The organism is Pontibacter locisalis (assembly GCF_042684605.1).
GTDB classification, from domain to species: domain Bacteria; phylum Bacteroidota; class Bacteroidia; order Cytophagales; family Hymenobacteraceae; genus Pontibacter; species Pontibacter locisalis.
Map to the genome: position 1 here is coordinate 62,426 of NZ_JBHULU010000037.1, position 20,339 is coordinate 82,764.

Sequence of the window (20,339 nt, forward strand, 5' to 3'; positions counted from 1 at the left end):
TGTGGCAAAATCTAGAAAGCAGCCATTGCTTTTAACAGCGTCTGGTTCTCCTCCAGCGTACCGACAGAAATACGAATACAGCCTTCACACCCAGGCAATCCGGACCTGTTTCTAACTACTATACCTTTGCTTAAAAGGAATTTATACATAGCACCTGCATCTGTTACTTTAACTAGTAAAAAGTTGGCATCTGAAGGATACACTGTTTCAACAGCCTGAATAGAAGGAAGGGCCTGCATAAGCAGTTCTCTTTCCTGCACAATCTCTTCCACCATGTCTTTCAGGACCTCTGTTTTATCAATTGCCTGAAGGACCAGCTCTTGCGTAGCTTCGTTGATGTTGTAAGGAGGCTTTATTTTATCTAATAAAGCTATGATCTCCGCTGAAGCAAATGCCATCCCTAAACGTAGACCTGCCATTCCCCAGGCTTTTGAAAAAGTTTGCAAAATGACCAGGTTAGGAAAATCGTTTAACCTGGTAGTCCAGCTTGGTGTATCGGCAAAGTCAATGTAAGCTTCATCGATTACTACTAAGCCACTAAACTTATTAAGGAGTGTTTCAATATCCTCTGTCCGGATGCTGTTGCCGGTCGGATTGTTCGGCGAGCAGATAAAGAGCAGCTTCGTTTCAGGCTTCAAAGTTTGCAACACCTCCTGAACCGGGATTTGAAAATCAGCAGTTAACTGCACGGTATCTATTCGCACCTCATTCAGGTTTGCAGATACTTCATACATGCCATAAGTTGGTGGAAGGCAAAGCAAAGCATCCTTGCCTGGACGGCAGAAAGCCCTTAACAACAAGTCAATTGCTTCGTCACTACCGTTGCCTAAAAAAACCTGCTCAGATCGTACATCTTTGATCTCAGCAATTAATGTTTTCAGCTTTTTTTGGTGCGGGTCAGGGTAACGGTTATAGTTCTCACCTGCCAGACTTCCGAGATTGTTCTCGTTAGCATCCAGGAAAATACTTGCTTCCCCTTTAAACTCATCCCGGGCGGATGAATAAGGCTTCATCTTTAGTACGTTCGGGCGTACGATACTCTCCAGGTTAAACATTTTGGATCTCCTTTAATCTTATTGAAACAGCATTTTTGTGAGCCTGTAACCCTTCTGCCTCAGCCATTACCTCCACTGTACGGCCAATATTATGTAAACCCTGCGGGGTTATCTGCTGGAATGTTATCTTTTTAATGAAACTGTCTAATGAGACGCCACTGTAAGCACGTGCGTAACCATTGGTTGGTAGTGTATGGTTTGTACCGGATGCATAATCACCGGCAGATTCCGGGGTAAAGTTCCCAAGAAAAACAGAACCGGCATTGATAACCCCTTCGGCTACTCTTTCAAAATCTTCAACTGCAAGTATCAGGTGCTCCGGAGCATACAGATTTGAGAAGGCCAACATCTGCTGTGTAGAGTTCATAACAATGGCTAAGCTATTATCCAGTGCCTTGGCAGCAAAAGCTTCGCGTGGTAGCTCAGCTAATTGCTTTTCAAGTTCCTGCTCAACTCTTTCCAGAAGAATTTCAGATGTTGTTAATAGTACCACTTGTGAATCTGCGCCATGTTCGGCCTGCGATAGCAGGTCTGCTGCCACAAAAGCAGGATTAGCAGCCTCATCTGCCATAACCAGCACCTCCGAAGGACCTGCAGGCATATCTATGGCCACTCCTGCCCTGCCAACTAATTGCTTGGCAACTGTTACATATTGGTTACCTGGTCCGAAGATCTTGCTCACAGCGGGAACACTTTCAGTTCCGAAAGCCATGGCTGCCACGGCCTGCGCTCCACCTGCCTTTACAATTTTTGTTATACCTAGCAATAATGCTGTATATAGTATGGCTGGATGTATGGCCCCCTCTTTATTCGGAGGAGTACAAAGCACAATTTCACTACAACCAGCCAAACGAGCTGGCACTCCTAACATCAGGAGGGTTGAAAACAAAGGCGCAGTACCACCCGGAATGTAAAGACCAACTTTTTCTATAGCAACACTCTTCCGCCAGCAAACTACGCCAGGCATCGTTTCAACAGGCTGCATTTGTTCGGCTTGCTGCGCATGGAAAAGCTGGATATTGCTGTATGCCTGCAGTATTGCTTCCTTTAGTTCCGATGCTATAGCCCCTTCTGCAGCAGCTAACTCTTCCTGAGTCACCAGTAACTGCGAGGGACGAACTTTATCGAACTTTTCAGCTAATTGAAGAAGTGCCTCATCCCCTTGCTCTTTAACAAAAGAAAATGTTTCCTTGATTCCTGCCTCCAGTTCCTCCAGATCCATTACCGGACGCTTAGCAAGGTCTGCCCAGGTAGATACTTCCGGGTTATAAATTTTCTTTATCATATGATCATCTTCTCAATCGGAACAACAAGGATTCCCTGAGCACCGGCATCTTTCAGCTTCTCAATGATTTCCCAGAAATCATCTTCATTCACCACAGAGTGCAGGGAACTCCAGCCTTCTTCGGCTAGCGGAAGAATAGAAGGTGATTTGGCACCAGGTAACAGTGCACTGATTTCTTCTATTTTCTCATTCGGCGCATTAAGCAGAATGTATTTGGCTCTTTGAGCACGCTGAACGGCGTGAATTCTGAATAGCAGCTTCTCTAATATCTGGCGCTTTTCCTCACTTAGTTCTTTATTGGCAATAAGAACTGCCTGCGATTTAAATACCCGCTCTACTTCTTTTAAGCCGTTGCTGATCAAGGTACTACCAGAGCTTACGATGTCACAGATGGCATCAGCAAGGCCAATACTTGGTGCGATTTCAACAGAACCACTGATGGTATGAATATGAGCCTCTACGCCTTTTTCTGAAAGGTAAGCCTGAAGCAGCTTAGGATAAGACGTCGCGATGTTTTTACCATTGAGGTCAGAGATGTCCTGGTAATTGTCTCCTTTAGGAACAGCTAGTGAGAGTCTGCACTTTGAGAAGCCTAATTGTTCTACGGCCAGGTGCTGCATCCCCTCTTCCACCAAAACGTTTTCACCCACTATACCAATATCAGCAACACCGTCTGCTACATAGCCAGGAATATCATCGTCGCGGAGATACAGGATCTCTAATGGAAAGTTAGTTGATTCGGTTTTAAGTTTAAGGCTGCTGTTAATGAAGGAAATACCACATTCCTTGATCAGTTTCAGAGAGTCTTCGCTTAATCTGCCTGATTTTTGAATGGCAATACGGAGCATATTATTCTTTTTGAGTTATAACAAAAGTATGAAAGCTTTGCTGCTAAGCAAAGTACAAGTAGGGCTAAACCCTATGGGGGCTATATGGTGCTATTCTTCCTCTTACGAGGAATGATGGATGTGATGGAAATGCACAGTTGAGCCACAAACAGCAGGCGCTGCAGAAGTGAAAAGGATGATATGGCTCTTAATTTTGTTCATTCTGTGATGCAAATGTAAAAGGATTTCCTTGTAAACCGAATTTTTCTGTAAAAGTTTTCCTTTCCAAATTTGCCTGACTTGAAAAGAGAAGCACCGGCCCCTTTACAGGAACCGGTGCTTCTCTTTTCAAGTCAGGCAATAAACCTACAACTTACTTCTTTAGTATCATTTTTATACTCTGAGCTTTAGTGCCAGTAACCAGGCGGGCAATGTAGATCCCTTCTGCCAGATTTCTACCATCCACTTCAAACTCATAATGCTTGTTAGCCTCTGCCACACCCATACTTACTTTCTTCACCAACGCCCCTTTAACGTCATACACTTCCAGTAAATAGCTCTGCTCTTGGTCTACAGAGAAAGCTATCGTAGTTCTGTCAGAGAATGCATTTGGATAGTTGTAGAATTTGCTCTCCTGCAATAAATTATTTGTAACTGGGCTTTCGGCTGCAACAGATTTAGAGGTACTGTTGCCCTTGATGACACTATGAATCATTACAGAGCCACCTCCGAGGATAGTATTAGCACCTGAAGGGTCTACGTTTTCAGCTGTACCATAAAGGTTATCATAAACAACAGCCGAAGGTTTTCCTTTTTCCCAGATCCTGATTCTAAAATGATCCGGATTACCAGCACCTTTAATATCACCGTCTATGGCTATCACTCTAAATTCGTAAGCTCCAATACCGTTTATTGTTCCCTCACCAGTATATGTAGCTTTATAGTTAGAGATAACTAAGGACATGGCGGCATGCGAAGAACTTTTAAAGTTCATATCTCCTGCTTGTAAGTGGAATGTGGTATTACCGTCCACTTGGTCAACCTCATTTTTACCTGTTTTATACTTAGCGTTGAAACCAAAGTTAGCTTTACCAGCTGTTTTCATGTAAGGTAAGTCATAAACCGGAGAGTTTATCCAGCCACCACCAGTCACGAAACTTCCGTCAGGATCATAAACTGTTAAGTAGGCTATAGAACTTGAACAGTTTCCTCCTGCTACAGCTTCAACCATGTAAACATCTTTCACAAGATTAGACACAGTTAAGGTTGCATCTCCATTTGCATTGGTTAAACTCGAGCCTACACTATTTCCATTTATAAAGAACCTTACTGTCACACCTGCTACTTTAGGAGATATACTAGCAATTAACTCAGTAGACAAGCCAGCTCTTACAGCTTTACTACTTGCACTTGCATCTACAGCCGTAGCAGAGATACTTAAAGCACCATCAACATAGCTTATGCTATAATTTGATAAACCAGTACCTACTGCGCTACTTGCTACGATAGGATAAGGTGAACCGATTGCTGTTGCTGAATATATTGCCCCGGCGCTTGTTAAAGTAACAGTAGAAATATTATCCCCATTTACAAGTGCGCCTGCAGGAACAGTAAATTCTGTTCCAGTAAACACAATTGTTTGACCACAATATTTGCTAGCATTATTTGCAGTTACAGTTATTGGCTTTTGGTTGATCGTCAGAGCTGAAGCTGTGTTGGTGATCTCGTAGTTGTCCAGAACGGCAGCTGGGCTAAGCGTGGCGCTGATGGCATAAGGGCCACCGGCAACCGTTTCGCCAGCTACACGAGCATAAGAAGCAGTTACATTATCGCCAGCCAGGAAGCCTTCTAAGGTACCTGTCAAAACTGGATCAGCCGAACCGTACTCTTTGGTCTTCGCAGCCACAACTACGGAAGCAGCTTTCTTGCTGATCGTCAGAGCTGAAGTGCCACTATTTCCTGTATAAGTAGCATCACCCAGAAAAGTAGCGGTTATACCATTTAAATAATTTCCTGCATTGATTCCGTCTAAATTTACTGCACTTATTGTAGCAATGCCTGAATTATCAGTTAACGCAGTGCCTACAGTTGATCCATTAAGAGTAAAAGAGATAACTTTTCCTGATACTCCCGCGTTATTTGATGTTAAAGTAGCAGATAATGTAGTCGTACCTCCGTATGTTCCTATTGATGAAGAGACCAAAAGCGTTGTAGCTTGTGAAGGATAGGTTACTGTCAATTTAGCACCTCCATTAGAAGCTATATAACCAATTGGTGAAGATGAAGTAGCATTGATATCACCATCAAAAATAGCCTCTACTCCTGTACTTTGTGCCTTATTATAATTATATGTACCAACAAATATGGAAGAAGGAACAGAAGTATTGAGGCTAGCTATTCCGTTTGCATCAGTTTCTGCTGTCCCTACTAAAACACCATTTAAAGTAAATTTTATAGCTTTAGAAGGTATACCATTACCATTACCTGCTGGACCAGAACCTCCTTGTTGTGTAAGTCTTGCTCTAAGTGTTATAGGACCTCCTGAAAGTCCAGATGCTTCATCAACAGCTAATTTAGAATTTCCATCCGTAAAATAAGCCAAACCCTTATAGACTGACTGTTTACCTTCTACAATAACAGTGAAAGCAACACCTAAATGCCGTTCCTCAATCGGATACTCTATCCGCCAAGTACCATCAGAATTTACTTTTGTATCATGATATCCATGATGATGCTCGTGGGTGGGGTTCTCTTCCAGATGGATGTCAACTAAGCTATCCAGCACCCAGCCACTACCAGTAATAATAGCTACCTCCCCTGGAGCATAATCATCCTTATCAGATGTAACCGTAGGCAATGATTTACCCGCATCTGTGTAAGCATTCTGTGCCTGCACCCCCAGAGCAGTATACAGAAACAAAATTGTAACCAGCAATGCCCGCTGGTACACAATGTGCTCCGTGAATCTTCGATTTAGTAAAAGTTTAAAATTCATACATCATAAATTATTAATGGTTAGTATTTGTGTTTTTAAGCATAAACTCTGTAGACCATGTTACAGCACACCGTTGGCTAAGGCTTGAAATACATTATAGTACAAGCACACGTAACTTTACTATTGAGGCTAAAGATTAGAGGCATCAATATCAATCAAAAACAAAATAAATTATTGGATTAGGGCAATTAATTCACTGATACAGATATGATATACCATAAATAATAAATATGTTTGTATTATTTAACCCTTAAATTTAACTATTCTACCATATTTGTATTTTGCATATTTTTCTAAATAAATATTTCACTGATGGAATATTATTAATTTTGCAATTGTTGAAGCAGTATCAGGACTTGGCATAATTTTTACAGTATTTCTCCTGTACAATATAAATACCTCGTTTATAACCTTTATGAAGCATTATATTTCTGTCTTTTTATTCCTTCTGGTGTTCTATTTTTCTGCAACGCAAGCCCATGCTCAGCTAAAGCTTCCCCAAGCAAGCCCGGAAGCATTTGTGAAGCAGACCATTGGTTTAACAGATATTTCAGTGAGCTACCACGCACCGGGCGTAAAAGGACGTAAGGTGTTTGGAGGGTTAGTTCCTTATGGTAAACTCTGGCGGGCTGGTGCAAACGAGGCAACGTTGATACATTTTGAAGATGAACTGTTTTTGAATAATGAGCGAGTGCCTGCCGGTACCTATTCTTTCTTTTTGCTTCCGGAAAATGATTCGCTGTGGCATGTAGTGCTAAATAAGGATACAACTCTCTGGGGACTGGAAGGCTACAGCGAATTAAATGATGTGGCTTACCTGGAAGTGAAGCCACAAAAAGCTCCTTTCCAGGAAACGATGCAGTTTAACTTCTCAGATATAGGAACAAATACAGGAAAACTGAATCTTGAATGGGAGAACAATATTATTACGCTCAACATTGAAACAGAGATAGAGAAAAAAGCATTGTCTAACATTCAGGCTGCTCTGGCAAAAGCTGAACCTGATGACTGGTATATCTGGGCACAGAGCGCAGAATACATGCTACCTCGTCGTGAGCACCACCAGAAAGCCCTGGAATGGATTAATAAATCTATCGCGATAAAAGAGAACTTCTTTAACAGCTGGATTAAAGCAAAACTGTACGCCTTGAATAAGGAATATGAAATGGCAGCAAAACTGTCAGCCCAGGCTATTAAACTCGGATCCGTAGAACCGGAGTCGTACAACACCTATGCAAAGGAAATAGAGTCTGCCTACAATAGCTGGAAAAAGATAAAAAGGAATTAAGGAAAATGACATAAAAGAGACCTGTCTGTTGGCAGGTCTCTTTTATTTGCACTCAGGGCAAAAGCTTTGATGCGCTAAAACTTAGCAACAAAACGAAGGTTCAAACGACGACCTGTCAGGAAATTAGGAACAGCATAGGTTAGCCCGTTTACATCCTGTACATAAGTATAAGAAACACGATTATTGGCATCAATCAAATTCAACACTTCCAGCCCAACCCACAGACTCTGGAGTGCTACCTTCCTTCGCTCAACCATCTCGCTCTCCAGCACAATAACTTTAGAAAAACCAAGGTCCAGGCGTTTGTAGGATTTACCATCAAAAGCATTTCTATACTCCGGTTGCCTAGGCGGGCCAAAGGGCAGTCCGCTCCCATATACCAGGTTCAGGTACATACGGACAGTAGGGTTATCCGGCAGGTGATCTTGGAAGAATACTCCAATATTTAAAAGTTGATCTGTTGGCCTCCGCAAATAACCCAACTCCTTTCTGCCGGTTATCTCGCCAGAAGGAGAATAAGCAAAGGTAGAGTCTCCTGCAACATCCTCTTTCGTTTGTAACAAGCCTAAACTCAGCCAGGACTCCGCTCCTTCTATAAACTCACCATTTACCCGAAGATCCACACCTGCTGCATAGGCCTTCGCATTGTTTTTAGCATAATACCTTAAGCGCACATTATCCACGTCATAGGGTATTACATTGCTCATATGCTTGTAATAAGCCTCAGCAGTAAATTTAAAATCACGGCCCCAGGCTTTGAACAGGTAATCAGTACCAACTATAGCATGAAGGGAACGCTGCGCTTCAATCTCTTCATTCAACTGGCCCTCAAAATTTCGTAACTCTCTGTAGAAAGGGGGCTGATAGTAAAGACCAACGGCGGCTTTAAAAGAAAGGTCTGGGTTCTGACGGGTAATAAAAGAATACTGCACACGCGGAGTTATAGTAGCCTCTTTGTTAAAGCCCCAGTAGCTGGCCCTGATGCCGTAGGTGATTGTCTTTAGTGAATCAAGCTCATACGTGTGTTGCACATAGCCGTTATAGCGCATGCTATTCAGCTGGAGGCTTGAATGAAGCAGGTATGAATCGGTTACAAAATCCGCAGAATCAACAAATCCATATTCCGATATTTCATCTTCAATATTTTCTCGTCCTGCCTTTAGCCCGAATAATACCACACTACGTTGGTTCAACTGCCATGTATTACGCGTTTCGGCTGTGGCAAAACGAGTCAGAAGTGTATTGCGTGCGTGATCAAATTGGCTGCCTACTCCCCTGGTTCGCTGGTCCTCTCCTAAATTATTTGAATTGATACTGACTTCACTAAGCCTGTATCCAGCCTCAATATCACGAAACTCGCGCTCCCTGGAATGAACTCCTGATACTATAAACTCACTGCTAAAGTCTTTATTAAATTTATGATTGAGGTTTAAACCAGTTTGAAAGGTTCTGTACTCCATCAGTTCCTGCCCATCAAAGCCGACGTAGAGGCGTAATGGAGCGTTCCGTGTTCCAAAGGTTGTAACACGGTTCTCGGGTACTACCAGGAATTTGTTTTGTGCATAGCTAACCAATACACCCAGTGTAGTTCTACCAGGCTCAGCATATTTCTTGCTGAGGTCATAAGTTACAAAGGCTTGTGCATCAGAAAAGCTTGGCCTGTATTCTCCATCAACCTGTAGGCCTTGTAACAGGTATTGCCCGTTTTTGTGTCTGGCTCCCAGCAGGTAAGAAACTTTTTTATTCTTAGAGGAAGACTCCAGGTGTATAGTGCCCCCTGTTAAACCACCCGTAACAGAAGCGGCAAATTTTTCGGGTGTCTTATATTTAATATTAAGTACCGATGATAGTTTATCTCCGTATTTTGGCTGCCACCCACCAGAAGAGAATTCAATGTATTCTACCAGGTCAGGGTTAACAAAACTTAATCCCTCCTGTTGTGCCGCGGTGATCAGGAAAGGACGATAGATTTCAATATTGTTAACGTAAACCAGGTTCTCATCATAGTTACCACCACGAACGGAATAAGTGCTGGAAAGTTCATTATTACTGGATACACCAGGTAGTGTTACCAGAATTTTGTTGAAGTCGCCGAAAGCCGAAGGCAAATTTCTGGTTAGCGTTGGGTCTAATTTTGTAACGCTAACCTGCTCCCTGGTGTCATACTGATTCTTACCCCTGATATCAATGGTCCTTAATCGCTGCGGATCAGGCTCAAGAATTAGCTCCAGATCTAGCGATTCACCGGGCTTTAACTGAAGTGATCTTTCCAGTTCTTTATAGCCCAGGTACCGTACCTGCAAAACAAGGGTTCTGTTTGCTGGCACCTGCATTCTAAAATTTCCCAGCTTATCAGTCTTAGAGGCTATGGTTGTGCCTCTTATTCCAACTGTCGCTAGCTCAAGGGATTCATTAGTGGTAGATAAAACCCTTCCTTTAACAACAGCTTGCTGTGCTGAAACACCCAACGGCAAAAGTATAAATAACAATACCGACAGATATTTCAGCATCACAGGAAATTAATTAGAGGACTTCTTAAGATCAGCAATGGTTTGAATAGGATCTGCAGAAGAGAAAACGAAGTTTCCGGCTACCAAAACATTAGCCCCTTTATCTAACAACAAAGAAGCGTTATTTTCATTTACACCACCGTCAACCTCAATCAGAGCCTTGGAGTTACGAGCCTCTATCAAATTCTTAAGAGCTTCTATCTTACGGTAAGTGTTCTCAATGAATTTCTGTCCGCCAAACCCGGGATTTACCGACATTAGGCACACCAGGTCAAGGTCAGCGATAACATCATCTAACAGCTGAACTGAAGTATGGGGATTTACCGCCACACCTGCTTTTGCTCCAGTTGCTTTAATTTGCTGAATAGTGCGATGCAAATGATTGCAGGCTTCGATGTGCACGGAAATAGTATCTGCACCTGCAGCACGGAAGCGCTCAATATACAGCTCCGGCTCCACAATCATCAGGTGTACATCCATCGGCTTTGTGGCATGGCGTTTTATTGCCTCCATAACTGGAAAACCAAAAGAAATATTCGGAACAAACCGGCCATCCATTATATCAATGTGAAGCCAGTCAGCTTGGCTCTTTTCGAGCATTTCAACTTCTGATTGCAGGTTAGCAAAGTCAGAAGCTAGTATAGAAGGTGCAATTATTGGATTCATGCCTGCAAAGGTAGCTGATTAATTATGAATGAAAAGTATATTAAATCTTAACAAAACGAACAGTGGATAGCATCTTACCCGCTCTTACCCGGCAAAGGTACAGCCCATTCTTCAACGATCCTGCTGTAAGCTTTAGCTCCTGCTCCTGTTGAGCATTTTGTAAAACCTGCTGATATACCACCTTGCCTGTAGCATCAAATACTTGAACTTCAACAGGTTGTTGCACCCATTTTAAACCCAAAGTAAGTATAATAGGACTATGATATACCGGATTGGTAATATATACATCTTCTTCCTTAGGAAGAGGGCCGGCTAATACCAGGTAACGGCTATAGTTAGGTATACCATAGCCTATATTGTTGTCTGGTGCAGCAGCATTGTTTCCTATCTGTCGCAGCAGTTTAATCATTTCAAAATTAGTTTTATGTCTGTTGGCCTGCCACAGACTGGCGGCAAAACCAGCCACAATTGGTCCGGAGAACGATGTGCCATTGGTCTTGGCAACAGTACCTGATGTACTGAGCACATATACCCGCTGCCCCATAGCTACTACATCGGGCTTAATCTGTCCATCTGCACTTGGACCAAAAGAGCTAAAAGATGCTTTTATACCTAATGAATCCACAGCTCCTACAGCTAAAACCGAATCGGCATCTGCCGGGGAGCCAACATATCTCCAGCTATTATTGCCTTCGTTACCCGCACTTACCACCAGCAGCATGCCAGAAGCGGCAGCATAGTCTGCAGCTTTGGCTACAAGGGTAGTATTACCATCCAGATCATTATATGTATAGCTTTTTGAGGGGCTATCAAAAGTGGTGTAACCGAGAGATGTATTTATCACATCTGCACCTGCACTATCTGCATATTCAGCAGCCAGCAGCCAGTTTATTTCTTCAATGTTATGCTCTGTTGCTGCATCTTCAGTACGCAATAAGAGGTAATCAGCCTCATAAGCGGTACCAATCATTTTACCTGGTTCATAGGCTGCCATGGTTGAGAGAACAGCGGTACCATGGGAATTGGCACCAAAAACATCCTCTTGCCTTTGCACAAAATCATATGTGCCTTTGATTTTGTTCCTTTGAAATAAGTGTGAAAATGCTTCAATACTTTGCACTCCCGGAAAACCTGCATCCAGAACAGCTATAAGCATGCCTGCCCCTTTGTAACCCGCTTTATGCAGGTCAACAGCGCCTAACATGTTTGCCTGATGAAAAGCTCTCCCATAATCAGCCTCTGGTACGGTTGACAACATGGAGGAAGAAGTGGTCAACAATTCAAGCTTCTGTGGAACTGTTAAGACTTCGGGAGGAGTAACAGCAGAGCGGTTTAAAGTAGTGGTGGCACTGACATAAGGAAGAGCCTGTAAAGCTACTAGCTGCTCATTATTACACTGCACAACAGCAGCGTTAAACCATCGGGAGGTATACCACACCTCTACACCCTGCTCTTTAATACCAGCTACATAAGAGGGGTTAACAGGAAGATCACGGGAAATGAGGCTTATTTTCTGACGCTGCCTGCGCTCAAGAGCTTTTTGTGAAAGAAACTGAAGCGGCTTTTGAAGAGAATATGGGGAGTTAGATTTGTCTGTAAAATATACCAGCCTTTTCTGGTTTTCATTTTCAGCGTTTGTTTGCCCCAGTACCCCTTGCAGCGATACAACTACTAAAATGATAATATGGAGGAAACACTGACGCATGAACTTTTACCGGCTACCGTGAGCTATCAAAACCTCGTGCCGTTCGTGGCCTTGTAGTTTATAACCCTCCCCGAAAGTACAGCCATCTGAAGACGAACAATAGTCAATCCTGTTATACAAGCGATAAATGAGACCTATCCCTTTTGCGTAAACCTCTTTGCGATCACTCAAGACAGCTCCATTATCTACTCGGTCTCCTTGTTTAACCGCTACTGTATTAGCAAAGCTTTCCCCATTAAGCTGATAGGGTTCTCCTACGCCATCATAGGTATAAACTATCTTACCATTTATATTATTTCCTGCCCAACCAGCTGCTAGTTTGTCATTATAGGCATCTCCTGCCCAAACAGCACCCTCCTTTACAGGGAATACCAGCTTAACATATTTGGTATTGTTCTTTGTTAAAACTACCATACTGTTAGACTTGCTAACAACCAAGACAGAATCATCCACCCATTGGCTGTTTCCATTTGGTCTAACAGAACGAACAATTTTATAGGTAAGGGTATTGGTCTGATCTGAAAAAGTTGTGTCCACACGTTCTCTCATCTGAAAACGTGTGGTATCACCTTTATTAAACTGAAATTTTATGTCTGTAACATTATAGATCCGGTAATCTCCAATAGCCAAAGGATAGTAATCGAGTCCTAAAGCCTCCGGGTCTGGTTCTACATAGTTTTCCTTACAACCGGTAATTGCACCGATGAGTAGCAGACAAAAAATCAGTCCTTTTTTTAGCATTATTGTAGCACGTCGAGCTTAAAGTCAAGGTTATAATTAGATTCAATCCAGCCGCCGCCAATCACATCATTTCCTTCATAGAAAACAGCTGCCTGACCAGGGGCAATCGCGTGTACACCGCTCAGGAAATGCACTTTCATTTTATCACCAACTTGTTCAATGATGGCTTCTGTACCCGGATCGTTATAACGAACCTTTGTAATAGTTGGTATTGGCTGGTCAATCAGGTTATCATACTTTCCCATGATTAATTTACCAACTGTCATGGCATTTTTGGCCAACTCTTCATAGTTACCAAGCACAACACGGTTTGCTTCTTTTTCAATGCGTGTTACATAGGCTGGAAAACCCAAAGCTATACCCAAACCTTTACGTTGACCAATGGTATAGAACGGATAACCTTCATGGGTACCCACCACTGTACCGTCTTCCAGCACAAACTCCCCTCCGGCAACTTTCTGCTCTAATCCCTCTACTCTTCGCTTCAGGAAGCCCCTGTAATCGTTATCTGGTATAAAACATATCTCGTAAGACTCAGGCTTATTCACTAATTCCGTAAAGCCCCTATCAAGTGCCATCTGGCGTATTTCAGTCTTATGAAGATTTCCAAGTGGAAATATGGTACGGCTCAGACTCTGCTGAGAAATACCCCAAAGAGCATAGGATTGATCTTTGTTTTCATCCAGACCTTTTGAAATCACATACCTTCCATTCTCTTCACGAATATTGGCATAATGTCCTGTGGCAATAAATTCACAGCCCAACTGATCCGCACGGCGCAAAAGTGCATCCCACTTTATATGCGTGTTACACAAAACGCATGGATTAGGCGTGCGGCCTGCTAGATATTCATCTGTGAAATGATTGATTACAAAATCACCAAATTCATCCCTGATATCAATAATATAGTGTGGAAAGCCAAGATTTACAGCAATATTACGGGCATCGTTAATAGAATCTAAACTGCAGCACCCTGTTTCTTTCTTGCTGGCACCGCTAGAAGCGTAGTCCCATGTTTTCATGGTCATACCTATTACTTCGTATCCCTGCTCATGTAGCAATACCGCAGCAACGGAGCTATCAATACCACCGCTCATAGCTACCAGCACCCTTCCTTTTGTACTCATTTATATAAAAAGCTAAAATGCGACTAAATATCAAATTTTCACAAATATAGCAACAAGAACAGAGTAATAAAGATTCAGGCCTCCAAATATTGTAGGTACAAATAAGGTTTATGGCTATAATTTCGTTAAGTACGTATCAAAAAAAATGCAAAAAAGGTAGCATAGTTTTAGAAATGGGTTTTACTTTGAACTGCAGAATAAAAGCTATAGATAGATAAAATTAATTAAAGAATAACTTAAAATGTCGCTACGTACCTCAGTAATAGTTAATGGAATAAATAATTTAAGTGATGCACGTTACTGTGCCGGAATGGGCGTAGATATCATCGGCTTTAACTTAAAGTTGGATGACAAGCAACGTGTTAAGCCAGAAACGCTAAAAGAAATAACAGGTTGGGTCGCTGGCGTTCAACTGGCTGGCGAGTTTGAGCGGGCAAAGCCAGAAATAATAAATGATATGGCGGAAGAGTTTGGACTGGACTATATCCAATTAGACACCCCATATCTGATTGATGAGATTGAAGAAATTTCGAGGCCAGTTATTCAAAAGATCTTTATAAATAAAGATACTGTTGAGAGTGAACTACTGGAGATGATGGAGTTATATAGTTCAGTAGTACACGCTTTTATTGTGTACTCAGATGATTTTGACACTATTGATGAAACAAATACGAAGTTCTTGTCTGCTTTAGCGAAGCAATTTAAAGTATACATTGGCTTTGGTTTGGATAAGAACAACATAAACTCTACCCTTAAGAAAATTAAGCCAGCGGGAATAGGTTTGCAGGGTGGTCATGAAATAAAACCAGGCTTAAAGGACTTTGATGAACTGCAGGAGATTTTTGAGGAAATAGAAGAAGCCTGATTGCGGGCACTATAAGTGAAGTACAAAGGTTTATAACCTCTCGGGTTTAAAAGAAAGCGGCCTGCAAGTTTAGTATTGCAGGCCGCTTTCTTTTAAACCAAACGGAATTTAGCTTAAGCCTTTTCAGTTTTCTTTGTTTTCTTCTTAGCTAACTTTGAACTGAAGATATTTTATAGGAACACCTTCGGCTAGGTAGCGCTTTTCATAGGTTGTGTAAATACCCATTGTGTGCTCTTGTAAATCTGAGTTATAGAGATCAGCAGTAAAAAGCAGGTTATTAACCTTTTTCCCCTGCAACACTTCCAAAGTATACTCATACAATCCAAGGTTATCGGTCTTAAGATGAATAATACCCCCTGGCTTCAGGATACGGGAATATTTATCAAGAAAGCCAGGCGAAGTAAGTCTTTTCTTAATGTCCCGGTCCTTTGGCCGGGGGTCCGGGAAAGTAATCCAAACTTCATCTATCTCATTCTCCTCGAAATGCTCCTCAATTCCCTCAATGTAAGTTCTCAGAAAAGCTACATTGTCCAGTTCCTCCTCTATTGCCATGGTACTACCCTTCCAAATTCGGGCTCCTTTTATATCGGTACCAATAAAGTTCTTCTCCGGATGTAGCCTGGCCATTCCGATTGTGTATTCGCCACGGCCACAGCCTACTTCCAACACAATCGGATTTTCATTGGCGAATTGAAGTTCATTCCACTTACCGGCCATATGGCCATACAATTCATCACCCTCCTGAACCACATTATCTCGCTCAGCGACAGCTGCAAATTTTGCTAGTTTAGATCTTCCCATTATTATAATTCATCAATCTCAGCAACCACAAAGGTACTACCTCCAATGAATATTACCTCATCTTTAGCTGCATTAGCTTTAGCAGCTTGTATGGCTTCAGAAACTGTTGAATAAGCCTTACCTGACAAGCCAGCAGCTACTGCTTTGTCATATAGCTCATTTACATCTAAAGCACGGGGAATCGCCGCCTGGCAAAAATAATATTCATACCTTTTAGGCAGCAGGTCCAACACAGGTGAAATATCTTTATCATTTACCACCCCGAATACCACATGCACCTGCTTAGGCTCAAGTGCCTCAAGTTGCTCCACAATTTGCTTGATCCCATCCACATTATGACCGGTGTCACAAATTGTTAGTGGCTCCCTGTTTAGCACCTGCCAACGCCCCTTAAGACCAGTGATCCTTTTAGCTCCAGCAAGTCCTTCTCTAAGAGCTGCCTCAGGTATACTGTATCCTTTCACACGCATTAGGTCCAAAACCTGTAAAACACCAGGTAAATTATACTTCTGATACTGACCAGGCAAATCGATCTCCAGACCTGTCAAATACAAAACCTCATCCCTATATACCTGAAACACCTGCCGGTCAAGCCCTCCCTCTACCAGTTCCAATCTGAAATGGTCAGGAGCAAAGGTTAAAGGGGCACCTGCCTCTGAGGCTTTCGCTTCAAAAACTTCCTGCGCCTCTTCCTGCCTTGTACTGATTACTGCAGAAACACCAGGCTTAATGATGCCTGCTTTTTCTGAAGCAATAGCTCCTATTGTATCTCCTAACATACTTTGATGGTCATACCCAATGTTGGTGATAAGGGATACTTCGGGTGTGATGATATTAGTAGAATCCAGCCTGCCTCCAAGCCCTACCTCAATAACAGCAACATCTACCTGTTCATCAGCAAAGTATTTGAAGGCTAATGCCACAGTCATTTCGAAGAAAGAAGGTTGTACTCTTTCAAAAAGACTTTTATGCTCCTCCACAAAATTAACCAGGTATTCCTGAGGCAGTTCTTCACCATTTATCCGAACACGTTCAGTAAATGATTTTAGGTGAGGAGAAGTATAAAGTCCGGTTATGTAACCGGATTTCTGCAAAACGGCAGCCAGCATATGGGAGCTGCTTCCTTTGCCATTAGTTCCGGCAACATGTATCGATTTAAACCTATGCTGTGGTTGCCCTAAGGCATCACAAAGGGCAATGATATTGTCAAGGCTCTTCTTAAAAGCAGCATTGCCGATGCGTTGATACATCGGCAATTGCTGGTATAGATAATCAAGACACTCTTGATATGTCATGAAAGTCAGGGAATTTAACGTGAACGGATAACGAAAGTAACCACACCAGAAGCTCCTGCTGAGCCGGAACCTGTCCTAACCAGTGATGCTTTCGTGAAAAGCTGATCTTTATACCAATTCACTACATGCGGCGATACAGTAGATTCGATCACATCTGCACTGACAACAGTACCATCAGCATCAACCTTAATTCTGAATCTTACAAGACCCGATTCATTGGTATAAGGGTCTTTCTGAGGCTTAATGTCAAAGCGCCAGCCTGGCATATCTAATCCATCGCTTCCACCACCAGCTTTGCCATAAAGGGCTTTAGCATCGACTTTTCCTTCCGGATCACCCTTATCGCCTACCTTACCTTTATCATCACCGTTGTTATTTCCTGTTGGTGTGTCTGATGTTCCACTCTTACCCGTCCCGGCACTGTTCGTCGGGTTACCAGGATATAGAGAGCGTGGTTTCTCAGGCTCCTTTTTGACAACTTCCTCTTTTGGAGTCTCTTTAACGGGTTCTTTCTTTACCTCCTTGGTAGGTTCTGGTTTAGGCTGGGGCTTTACTACTTCTTTTACAGAAACAGGAGCATCAGCAGTTGTTGTAACAACTTTTGGTGTTTCTACAGGCTGGGACGGAGGTGTTGCCTGAACAACGGGCTGCGGTTCAGGCAACGGGTCAGGCTGAGTTGGAGCGGGCTTACTGTCCTGTGTATTCTTTGAATCATTAGCCACAGCTTTCGTTTGAACATCACCACTACCTACGGCATCCATACCAAAGTTTAATTCAATCCCGTATTCTGGTGCCGGTGGATCTGGTGCCTGCCATGCCAGCATATAAATCAGGAACAATAATATAAGCACGTGCACACCGATACTGACACCAGCTGCAATCCGCTTATTTTTTTCTTCCTGAGGTGTTAAAGCTATGGACATAGTTTAAGTATTCTATTCCGTTGGCACTGTGGCCAACGTTACACTTGCGTTAAGGCTCTTAGCTATACCGGCAACTTTCACAAGATGCTCTACAGGTACAGTTTTATCTACATGCAACACCACTGCACCTTCTTCTGTTCCTTGAAGTAAGGCTGTTAGCTGTGGCTCAATTTCCTCTAAAGCAATAGGTTTGTCGTTCAAGTAATACTTTAAATCCTCGGTAATTGTAACGCTAATCTTCTGCATGGTGATATCAGATGATTTGCTGGTCGGTAAACTTACAGGCAAACCGGAAGGTGTTACGAAATTAGAGGTAAGCATGAAAAATATAAGCAACAGGAATATGATGTCAGTCATAGACGACATACTAAACTCTGGATTGATCCTGTTTTTAGAGCGAAGATTCATTCTTACAGTTGTGGTTCTTGTAACAGATCAAGGAATTCAATAGAAGAATATTCCATTGAATGCACAATGCTATCAATTTTTGAAACAAGGTAGTTATACCCTACATAGGCTGGCAAACCAATAATCAAGCCAGTAGCTGTAGTTACCATGGCTTCATAAATACCACTTGAAAGTAACTTAGGGCTAACAGAACCCTCTGCCTGTGCTATAGCAATAAAGGCTCCAATCATACCAGTTACAGTCCCAAGGAAACCTAGCATCGGGGCAGCACCTGCAATGGTGGCAAGAGCAGAAAGATTTCTTTCCAGGCGGCTGATCTCAATTTTTCCTACATTTTCAATAGAGGTCTCTATGTTCTTCAGAGGGCTTCCTATTCTGGAAACACCTTTGGAAATCATTCTTGAAATTGGTGTGTTGGCTTGGGCGCAAAGCATTTTGGCCCCGTTAATGTCACCAGCTAAAACCATGTTCTTAATTCTATCATTGAAGCCTTCTGGGTTTTGGGCAGCTTTTTTGAGAGTAAGATAACGCTCCACAAAAATATAAATGGCAGCCAATGATAATAGCGCCAGCGGGTACATAGCCCAACCGCCGTTTATAGCCAGGTCTAAAAGTGATACAGAAGTATCAGCAGCCTCGGCTCCCTCAGCCAATGCAGCTGTAGTATCAGCAGGGGTAGTTGTGATTTGTAATAAGAGTGAAGTCATTTTAATAGTTAAATACCCAAATAGTTTCTCCGAAAGATTGTTTATAGTTGGTCAGCGCAGATTTTGCTTCTTGCTCTGTATCAAAATCTGCCACTGATACACGGAATAACCGGCTTCCCGGTCCTGGCAAAAGCACCTTTGCATCATGCCCTCCTTTACGAATAGCAGCACGGCTTACCTCTGCATTTTCAAGCGTTGAAAAACCGCCTGTAATAATATAAAAACGATTGGTCTTATCTTTAATTGTAAGATCAACCTTAGCAGGACCAGAATTCATTTCTGCTCCTGTTTTCTCTTTTATAGCTATCTCTTCTTCAACCACTTGAACAGGCTGATCAGAAGCTACGCTATCATATGAAGTGAACTCATCTTCCAGAGTAATATCCTCTTCTGCTACTGCAGGGGGAGTATCTGAAGGTAGAATTATTTCATAGGTAGTATAGCGCTCGTCTTCTGTGTAAGGCACATAATCGCTGGTATAACGTGCTGGTGTAATAGCAGCAGTGTTAAAGCCGGAATTAACCAATGTAATAGGATTAAGACTGCTTAAGTTATAATCTGTCTGTAGCGACAGGAAATACAGAGCAGACACCGTTAATCCCGTTAGTGCTAATCCCGCAGCAACATTATAAGCACGTTTTAAACGCTTCCGCAAGGGTTGTTTAACATTTGCAGGAGCCTGTTGGCGCTCCTTAAGTAAAGTGCGTAAAACTGCTGGCTCCTCTACCCTTAATGGTCTGGCCACTAAATCAGGAAGACCGAAACTAGCTTCTAACAAATTATCAGACTCTACATATTCAAATTCAAGCTTGCGTTCCGGGTTGTATTTAAATACACCAATGTCCTGCAGCACAAACCTGTTGTCGGAATGCAAAGATGCCTTTGCCTGATGCACGAAATCCAACACCATTCGCTGCGCCACTTCTTTAGAAACATTATTCCTGAAAGCTATGGTGCTAATTAGCAGACCATCATTCAGCACAAGCTTTTCATTGAAAGCTATTTTCTTTGACGGTGGGGTAATAGCATGCTTAACCGGGTTGATTCGTGCGGGCACATAACGGGTGATCAACCCTCCAAATTCAGGGATGATGACACAGTCATGGTCATAGAGAAGAGACTTAATGTGCTTTTCTACCAT

The 20,339-nt window shown here is 42.5% G+C and carries 17 protein-coding genes; 2 read left to right on the forward strand and 15 right to left on the reverse strand.

What is annotated here, in order from left to right:
• Nucleotides 1-11: 11 nt before the first annotated feature.
• From hisC to ACFSRY_RS19490, 4 genes are all read right to left on the reverse strand, one after another.
• The gene (gene hisC / locus ACFSRY_RS19475) at nt 12-1,055 is read right to left on the reverse strand and encodes a histidinol-phosphate transaminase (RefSeq protein ID WP_377512137.1); all 1,044 of its coding nucleotides are present in this window, start codon (nt 1,053-1,055) and stop codon (nt 12-14) included.
• Entirely contained in the window at nt 1,048-2,340 is a 1,293-nt protein-coding gene (hisD, locus tag ACFSRY_RS19480) for a histidinol dehydrogenase (RefSeq protein WP_377512140.1), read from the reverse strand. Before hisD ends, hisC begins: the two co-directional genes overlap by 8 nt.
• Nucleotides 2,337-3,188, reverse strand: coding sequence for an ATP phosphoribosyltransferase (gene hisG / locus ACFSRY_RS19485; RefSeq protein WP_377512143.1), 852 nt, complete (start codon nt 3,186-3,188; stop codon nt 2,337-2,339). Before hisG ends, hisD begins: the two co-directional genes overlap by 4 nt.
• Nucleotides 3,189-3,540: 352 nt before the next feature.
• Nucleotides 3,541-6,162, reverse strand: coding sequence for an MBG domain-containing protein (locus tag ACFSRY_RS19490; RefSeq protein WP_377512146.1), 2,622 nt, complete (start codon nt 6,160-6,162; stop codon nt 3,541-3,543).
• Nucleotides 6,163-6,577: 415 nt separating this feature from the next.
• Between ACFSRY_RS19490 and ACFSRY_RS19495 the strand changes: the two genes are divergently transcribed.
• Complete coding sequence (locus ACFSRY_RS19495) at nt 6,578-7,450, forward strand: DUF2911 domain-containing protein (protein WP_377512149.1); 873 nt, start codon at nt 6,578-6,580, stop codon at nt 7,448-7,450.
• 74 nt (nt 7,451-7,524) lie between these two features.
• Here ACFSRY_RS19495 and ACFSRY_RS19500 read toward each other — a convergent pair whose 3' ends face one another.
• From ACFSRY_RS19500 to mnmA, 5 genes are read right to left on the reverse strand one after another with little or no spacing between them, the layout of a single operon-like run.
• Nucleotides 7,525-9,960, reverse strand: coding sequence for a TonB-dependent receptor (locus ACFSRY_RS19500; protein ID WP_377512407.1), 2,436 nt, complete (start codon nt 9,958-9,960; stop codon nt 7,525-7,527).
• Between the two features lie 9 nt (nt 9,961-9,969).
• On the reverse strand, nt 9,970-10,626 hold the full coding sequence (rpe, locus tag ACFSRY_RS19505) for a ribulose-phosphate 3-epimerase (RefSeq protein WP_377512153.1): 657 nt from the start codon (nt 10,624-10,626) through the stop codon (nt 9,970-9,972).
• A 40-nt stretch (nt 10,627-10,666) separates the two neighbouring features.
• On the reverse strand, nt 10,667-12,331 hold the full coding sequence (locus ACFSRY_RS19510) for a S8 family serine peptidase (RefSeq protein ID WP_377512156.1): 1,665 nt from the start codon (nt 12,329-12,331) through the stop codon (nt 10,667-10,669).
• 6 nt (nt 12,332-12,337) lie between these two features.
• Nucleotides 12,338-13,072, reverse strand: coding sequence for a hypothetical protein (locus ACFSRY_RS19515; RefSeq protein ID WP_377512159.1), 735 nt, complete (start codon nt 13,070-13,072; stop codon nt 12,338-12,340).
• On the reverse strand, nt 13,072-14,199 hold the full coding sequence (gene mnmA / locus ACFSRY_RS19520) for a tRNA 2-thiouridine(34) synthase MnmA (RefSeq protein WP_377512162.1): 1,128 nt from the start codon (nt 14,197-14,199) through the stop codon (nt 13,072-13,074). The genes ACFSRY_RS19515 and mnmA overlap by 1 nt, the downstream gene beginning before the upstream one ends.
• A 241-nt stretch (nt 14,200-14,440) precedes the next feature.
• Here mnmA and trpF point away from each other — a divergent pair, with 241 nt between their 5' ends.
• Nucleotides 14,441-15,064, forward strand: a complete 624-nt coding sequence (gene trpF, locus ACFSRY_RS19525; protein ID WP_377512165.1) for a phosphoribosylanthranilate isomerase — start codon at nt 14,441-14,443, stop codon at nt 15,062-15,064.
• Between the two features lie 144 nt (nt 15,065-15,208).
• Here trpF and trmB read toward each other — a convergent pair whose 3' ends face one another.
• From trmB to ACFSRY_RS19555, 6 genes are read right to left on the reverse strand one after another with little or no spacing between them, the layout of a single operon-like run.
• Nucleotides 15,209-15,865, reverse strand: a complete 657-nt coding sequence (gene trmB, locus ACFSRY_RS19530; protein ID WP_377512168.1) for a tRNA (guanosine(46)-N7)-methyltransferase TrmB — start codon at nt 15,863-15,865, stop codon at nt 15,209-15,211.
• 2 nt (nt 15,866-15,867) lie between these two features.
• A complete protein-coding gene (locus ACFSRY_RS19535) occupies nt 15,868-17,160 on the reverse strand; it encodes a bifunctional folylpolyglutamate synthase/dihydrofolate synthase (RefSeq protein WP_377512172.1) in 1,293 nt (430 codons plus the stop codon).
• Nucleotides 17,161-17,174: 14 nt separating this feature from the next.
• The gene (locus ACFSRY_RS19540) at nt 17,175-18,083 is read right to left on the reverse strand and encodes a hypothetical protein (protein ID WP_377512176.1); all 909 of its coding nucleotides are present in this window, start codon (nt 18,081-18,083) and stop codon (nt 17,175-17,177) included.
• Between the two features lie 12 nt (nt 18,084-18,095).
• On the reverse strand, nt 18,096-18,491 hold the full coding sequence (locus ACFSRY_RS19545; protein WP_377512179.1) for an ExbD/TolR family protein: 396 nt from the start codon (nt 18,489-18,491) through the stop codon (nt 18,096-18,098).
• Between the two features lie 2 nt (nt 18,492-18,493).
• Nucleotides 18,494-19,198 carry a MotA/TolQ/ExbB proton channel family protein gene (locus ACFSRY_RS19550; protein ID WP_377512182.1) on the reverse strand — a complete coding sequence of 235 codons (705 nt, stop codon included), beginning with the start codon at nt 19,196-19,198 and terminating at the stop codon, nt 18,494-18,496.
• Nucleotide 19,199: 1 nt separating this feature from the next.
• Nucleotides 19,200-20,339 (reverse strand): HU domain-containing protein, encoded by a 1,140-nt coding sequence (locus ACFSRY_RS19555; protein WP_377512185.1) that lies wholly within the window; start codon nt 20,337-20,339, stop codon nt 19,200-19,202.

Excerpts from the sequence above, each read along its gene's own strand:
- ACFSRY_RS19510 (WP_377512156.1), bottom strand. The coding sequence starts at position 12,331 with ATGCGTCAGTGTTTCCTCCATATTATCATTTTAGTAGTTGTATCGCTG.
- ACFSRY_RS19545 (WP_377512179.1), bottom strand. The coding sequence starts at position 18,491 with ATGAATCTTCGCTCTAAAAACAGGATCAATCCAGAGTTTAGTATGTCG.
- hisD (WP_377512140.1), bottom strand. The coding sequence starts at position 2,340 with ATGATAAAGAAAATTTATAACCCGGAAGTATCTACCTGGGCAGACCTT.
- hisC (WP_377512137.1), bottom strand. The coding sequence starts at position 1,055 with ATGTTTAACCTGGAGAGTATCGTACGCCCGAACGTACTAAAGATGAAG.
- trpF (WP_377512165.1), top strand. The coding sequence starts at position 14,441 with ATGTCGCTACGTACCTCAGTAATAGTTAATGGAATAAATAATTTAAGT.
- ACFSRY_RS19495 (WP_377512149.1), top strand. The coding sequence starts at position 6,578 with ATGAAGCATTATATTTCTGTCTTTTTATTCCTTCTGGTGTTCTATTTT.
- ACFSRY_RS19550 (WP_377512182.1), bottom strand. The coding sequence starts at position 19,198 with ATGACTTCACTCTTATTACAAATCACAACTACCCCTGCTGATACTACA.
- ACFSRY_RS19540 (WP_377512176.1), bottom strand. The coding sequence starts at position 18,083 with ATGTCCATAGCTTTAACACCTCAGGAAGAAAAAAATAAGCGGATTGCA.
- ACFSRY_RS19515 (WP_377512159.1), bottom strand. The coding sequence starts at position 13,072 with ATGCTAAAAAAAGGACTGATTTTTTGTCTGCTACTCATCGGTGCAATT.
- mnmA (WP_377512162.1), bottom strand. The coding sequence starts at position 14,199 with ATGAGTACAAAAGGAAGGGTGCTGGTAGCTATGAGCGGTGGTATTGAT.
- ACFSRY_RS19535 (WP_377512172.1), bottom strand. The coding sequence starts at position 17,160 with ATGACATATCAAGAGTGTCTTGATTATCTATACCAGCAATTGCCGATG.
- ACFSRY_RS19555 (WP_377512185.1), bottom strand. The coding sequence starts at position 20,339 with ATGGTAGAAAAGCACATTAAGTCTCTTCTCTATGACCATGACTGTGTC.
- ACFSRY_RS19490 (WP_377512146.1), bottom strand. The coding sequence starts at position 6,162 with ATGAATTTTAAACTTTTACTAAATCGAAGATTCACGGAGCACATTGTG.
- ACFSRY_RS19500 (WP_377512407.1), bottom strand. The coding sequence starts at position 9,960 with ATGCTGAAATATCTGTCGGTATTGTTATTTATACTTTTGCCGTTGGGT.
- hisG (WP_377512143.1), bottom strand. The coding sequence starts at position 3,188 with ATGCTCCGTATTGCCATTCAAAAATCAGGCAGATTAAGCGAAGACTCT.
- rpe (WP_377512153.1), bottom strand. The coding sequence starts at position 10,626 with ATGAATCCAATAATTGCACCTTCTATACTAGCTTCTGACTTTGCTAAC.
- trmB (WP_377512168.1), bottom strand. The coding sequence starts at position 15,865 with ATGGGAAGATCTAAACTAGCAAAATTTGCAGCTGTCGCTGAGCGAGAT.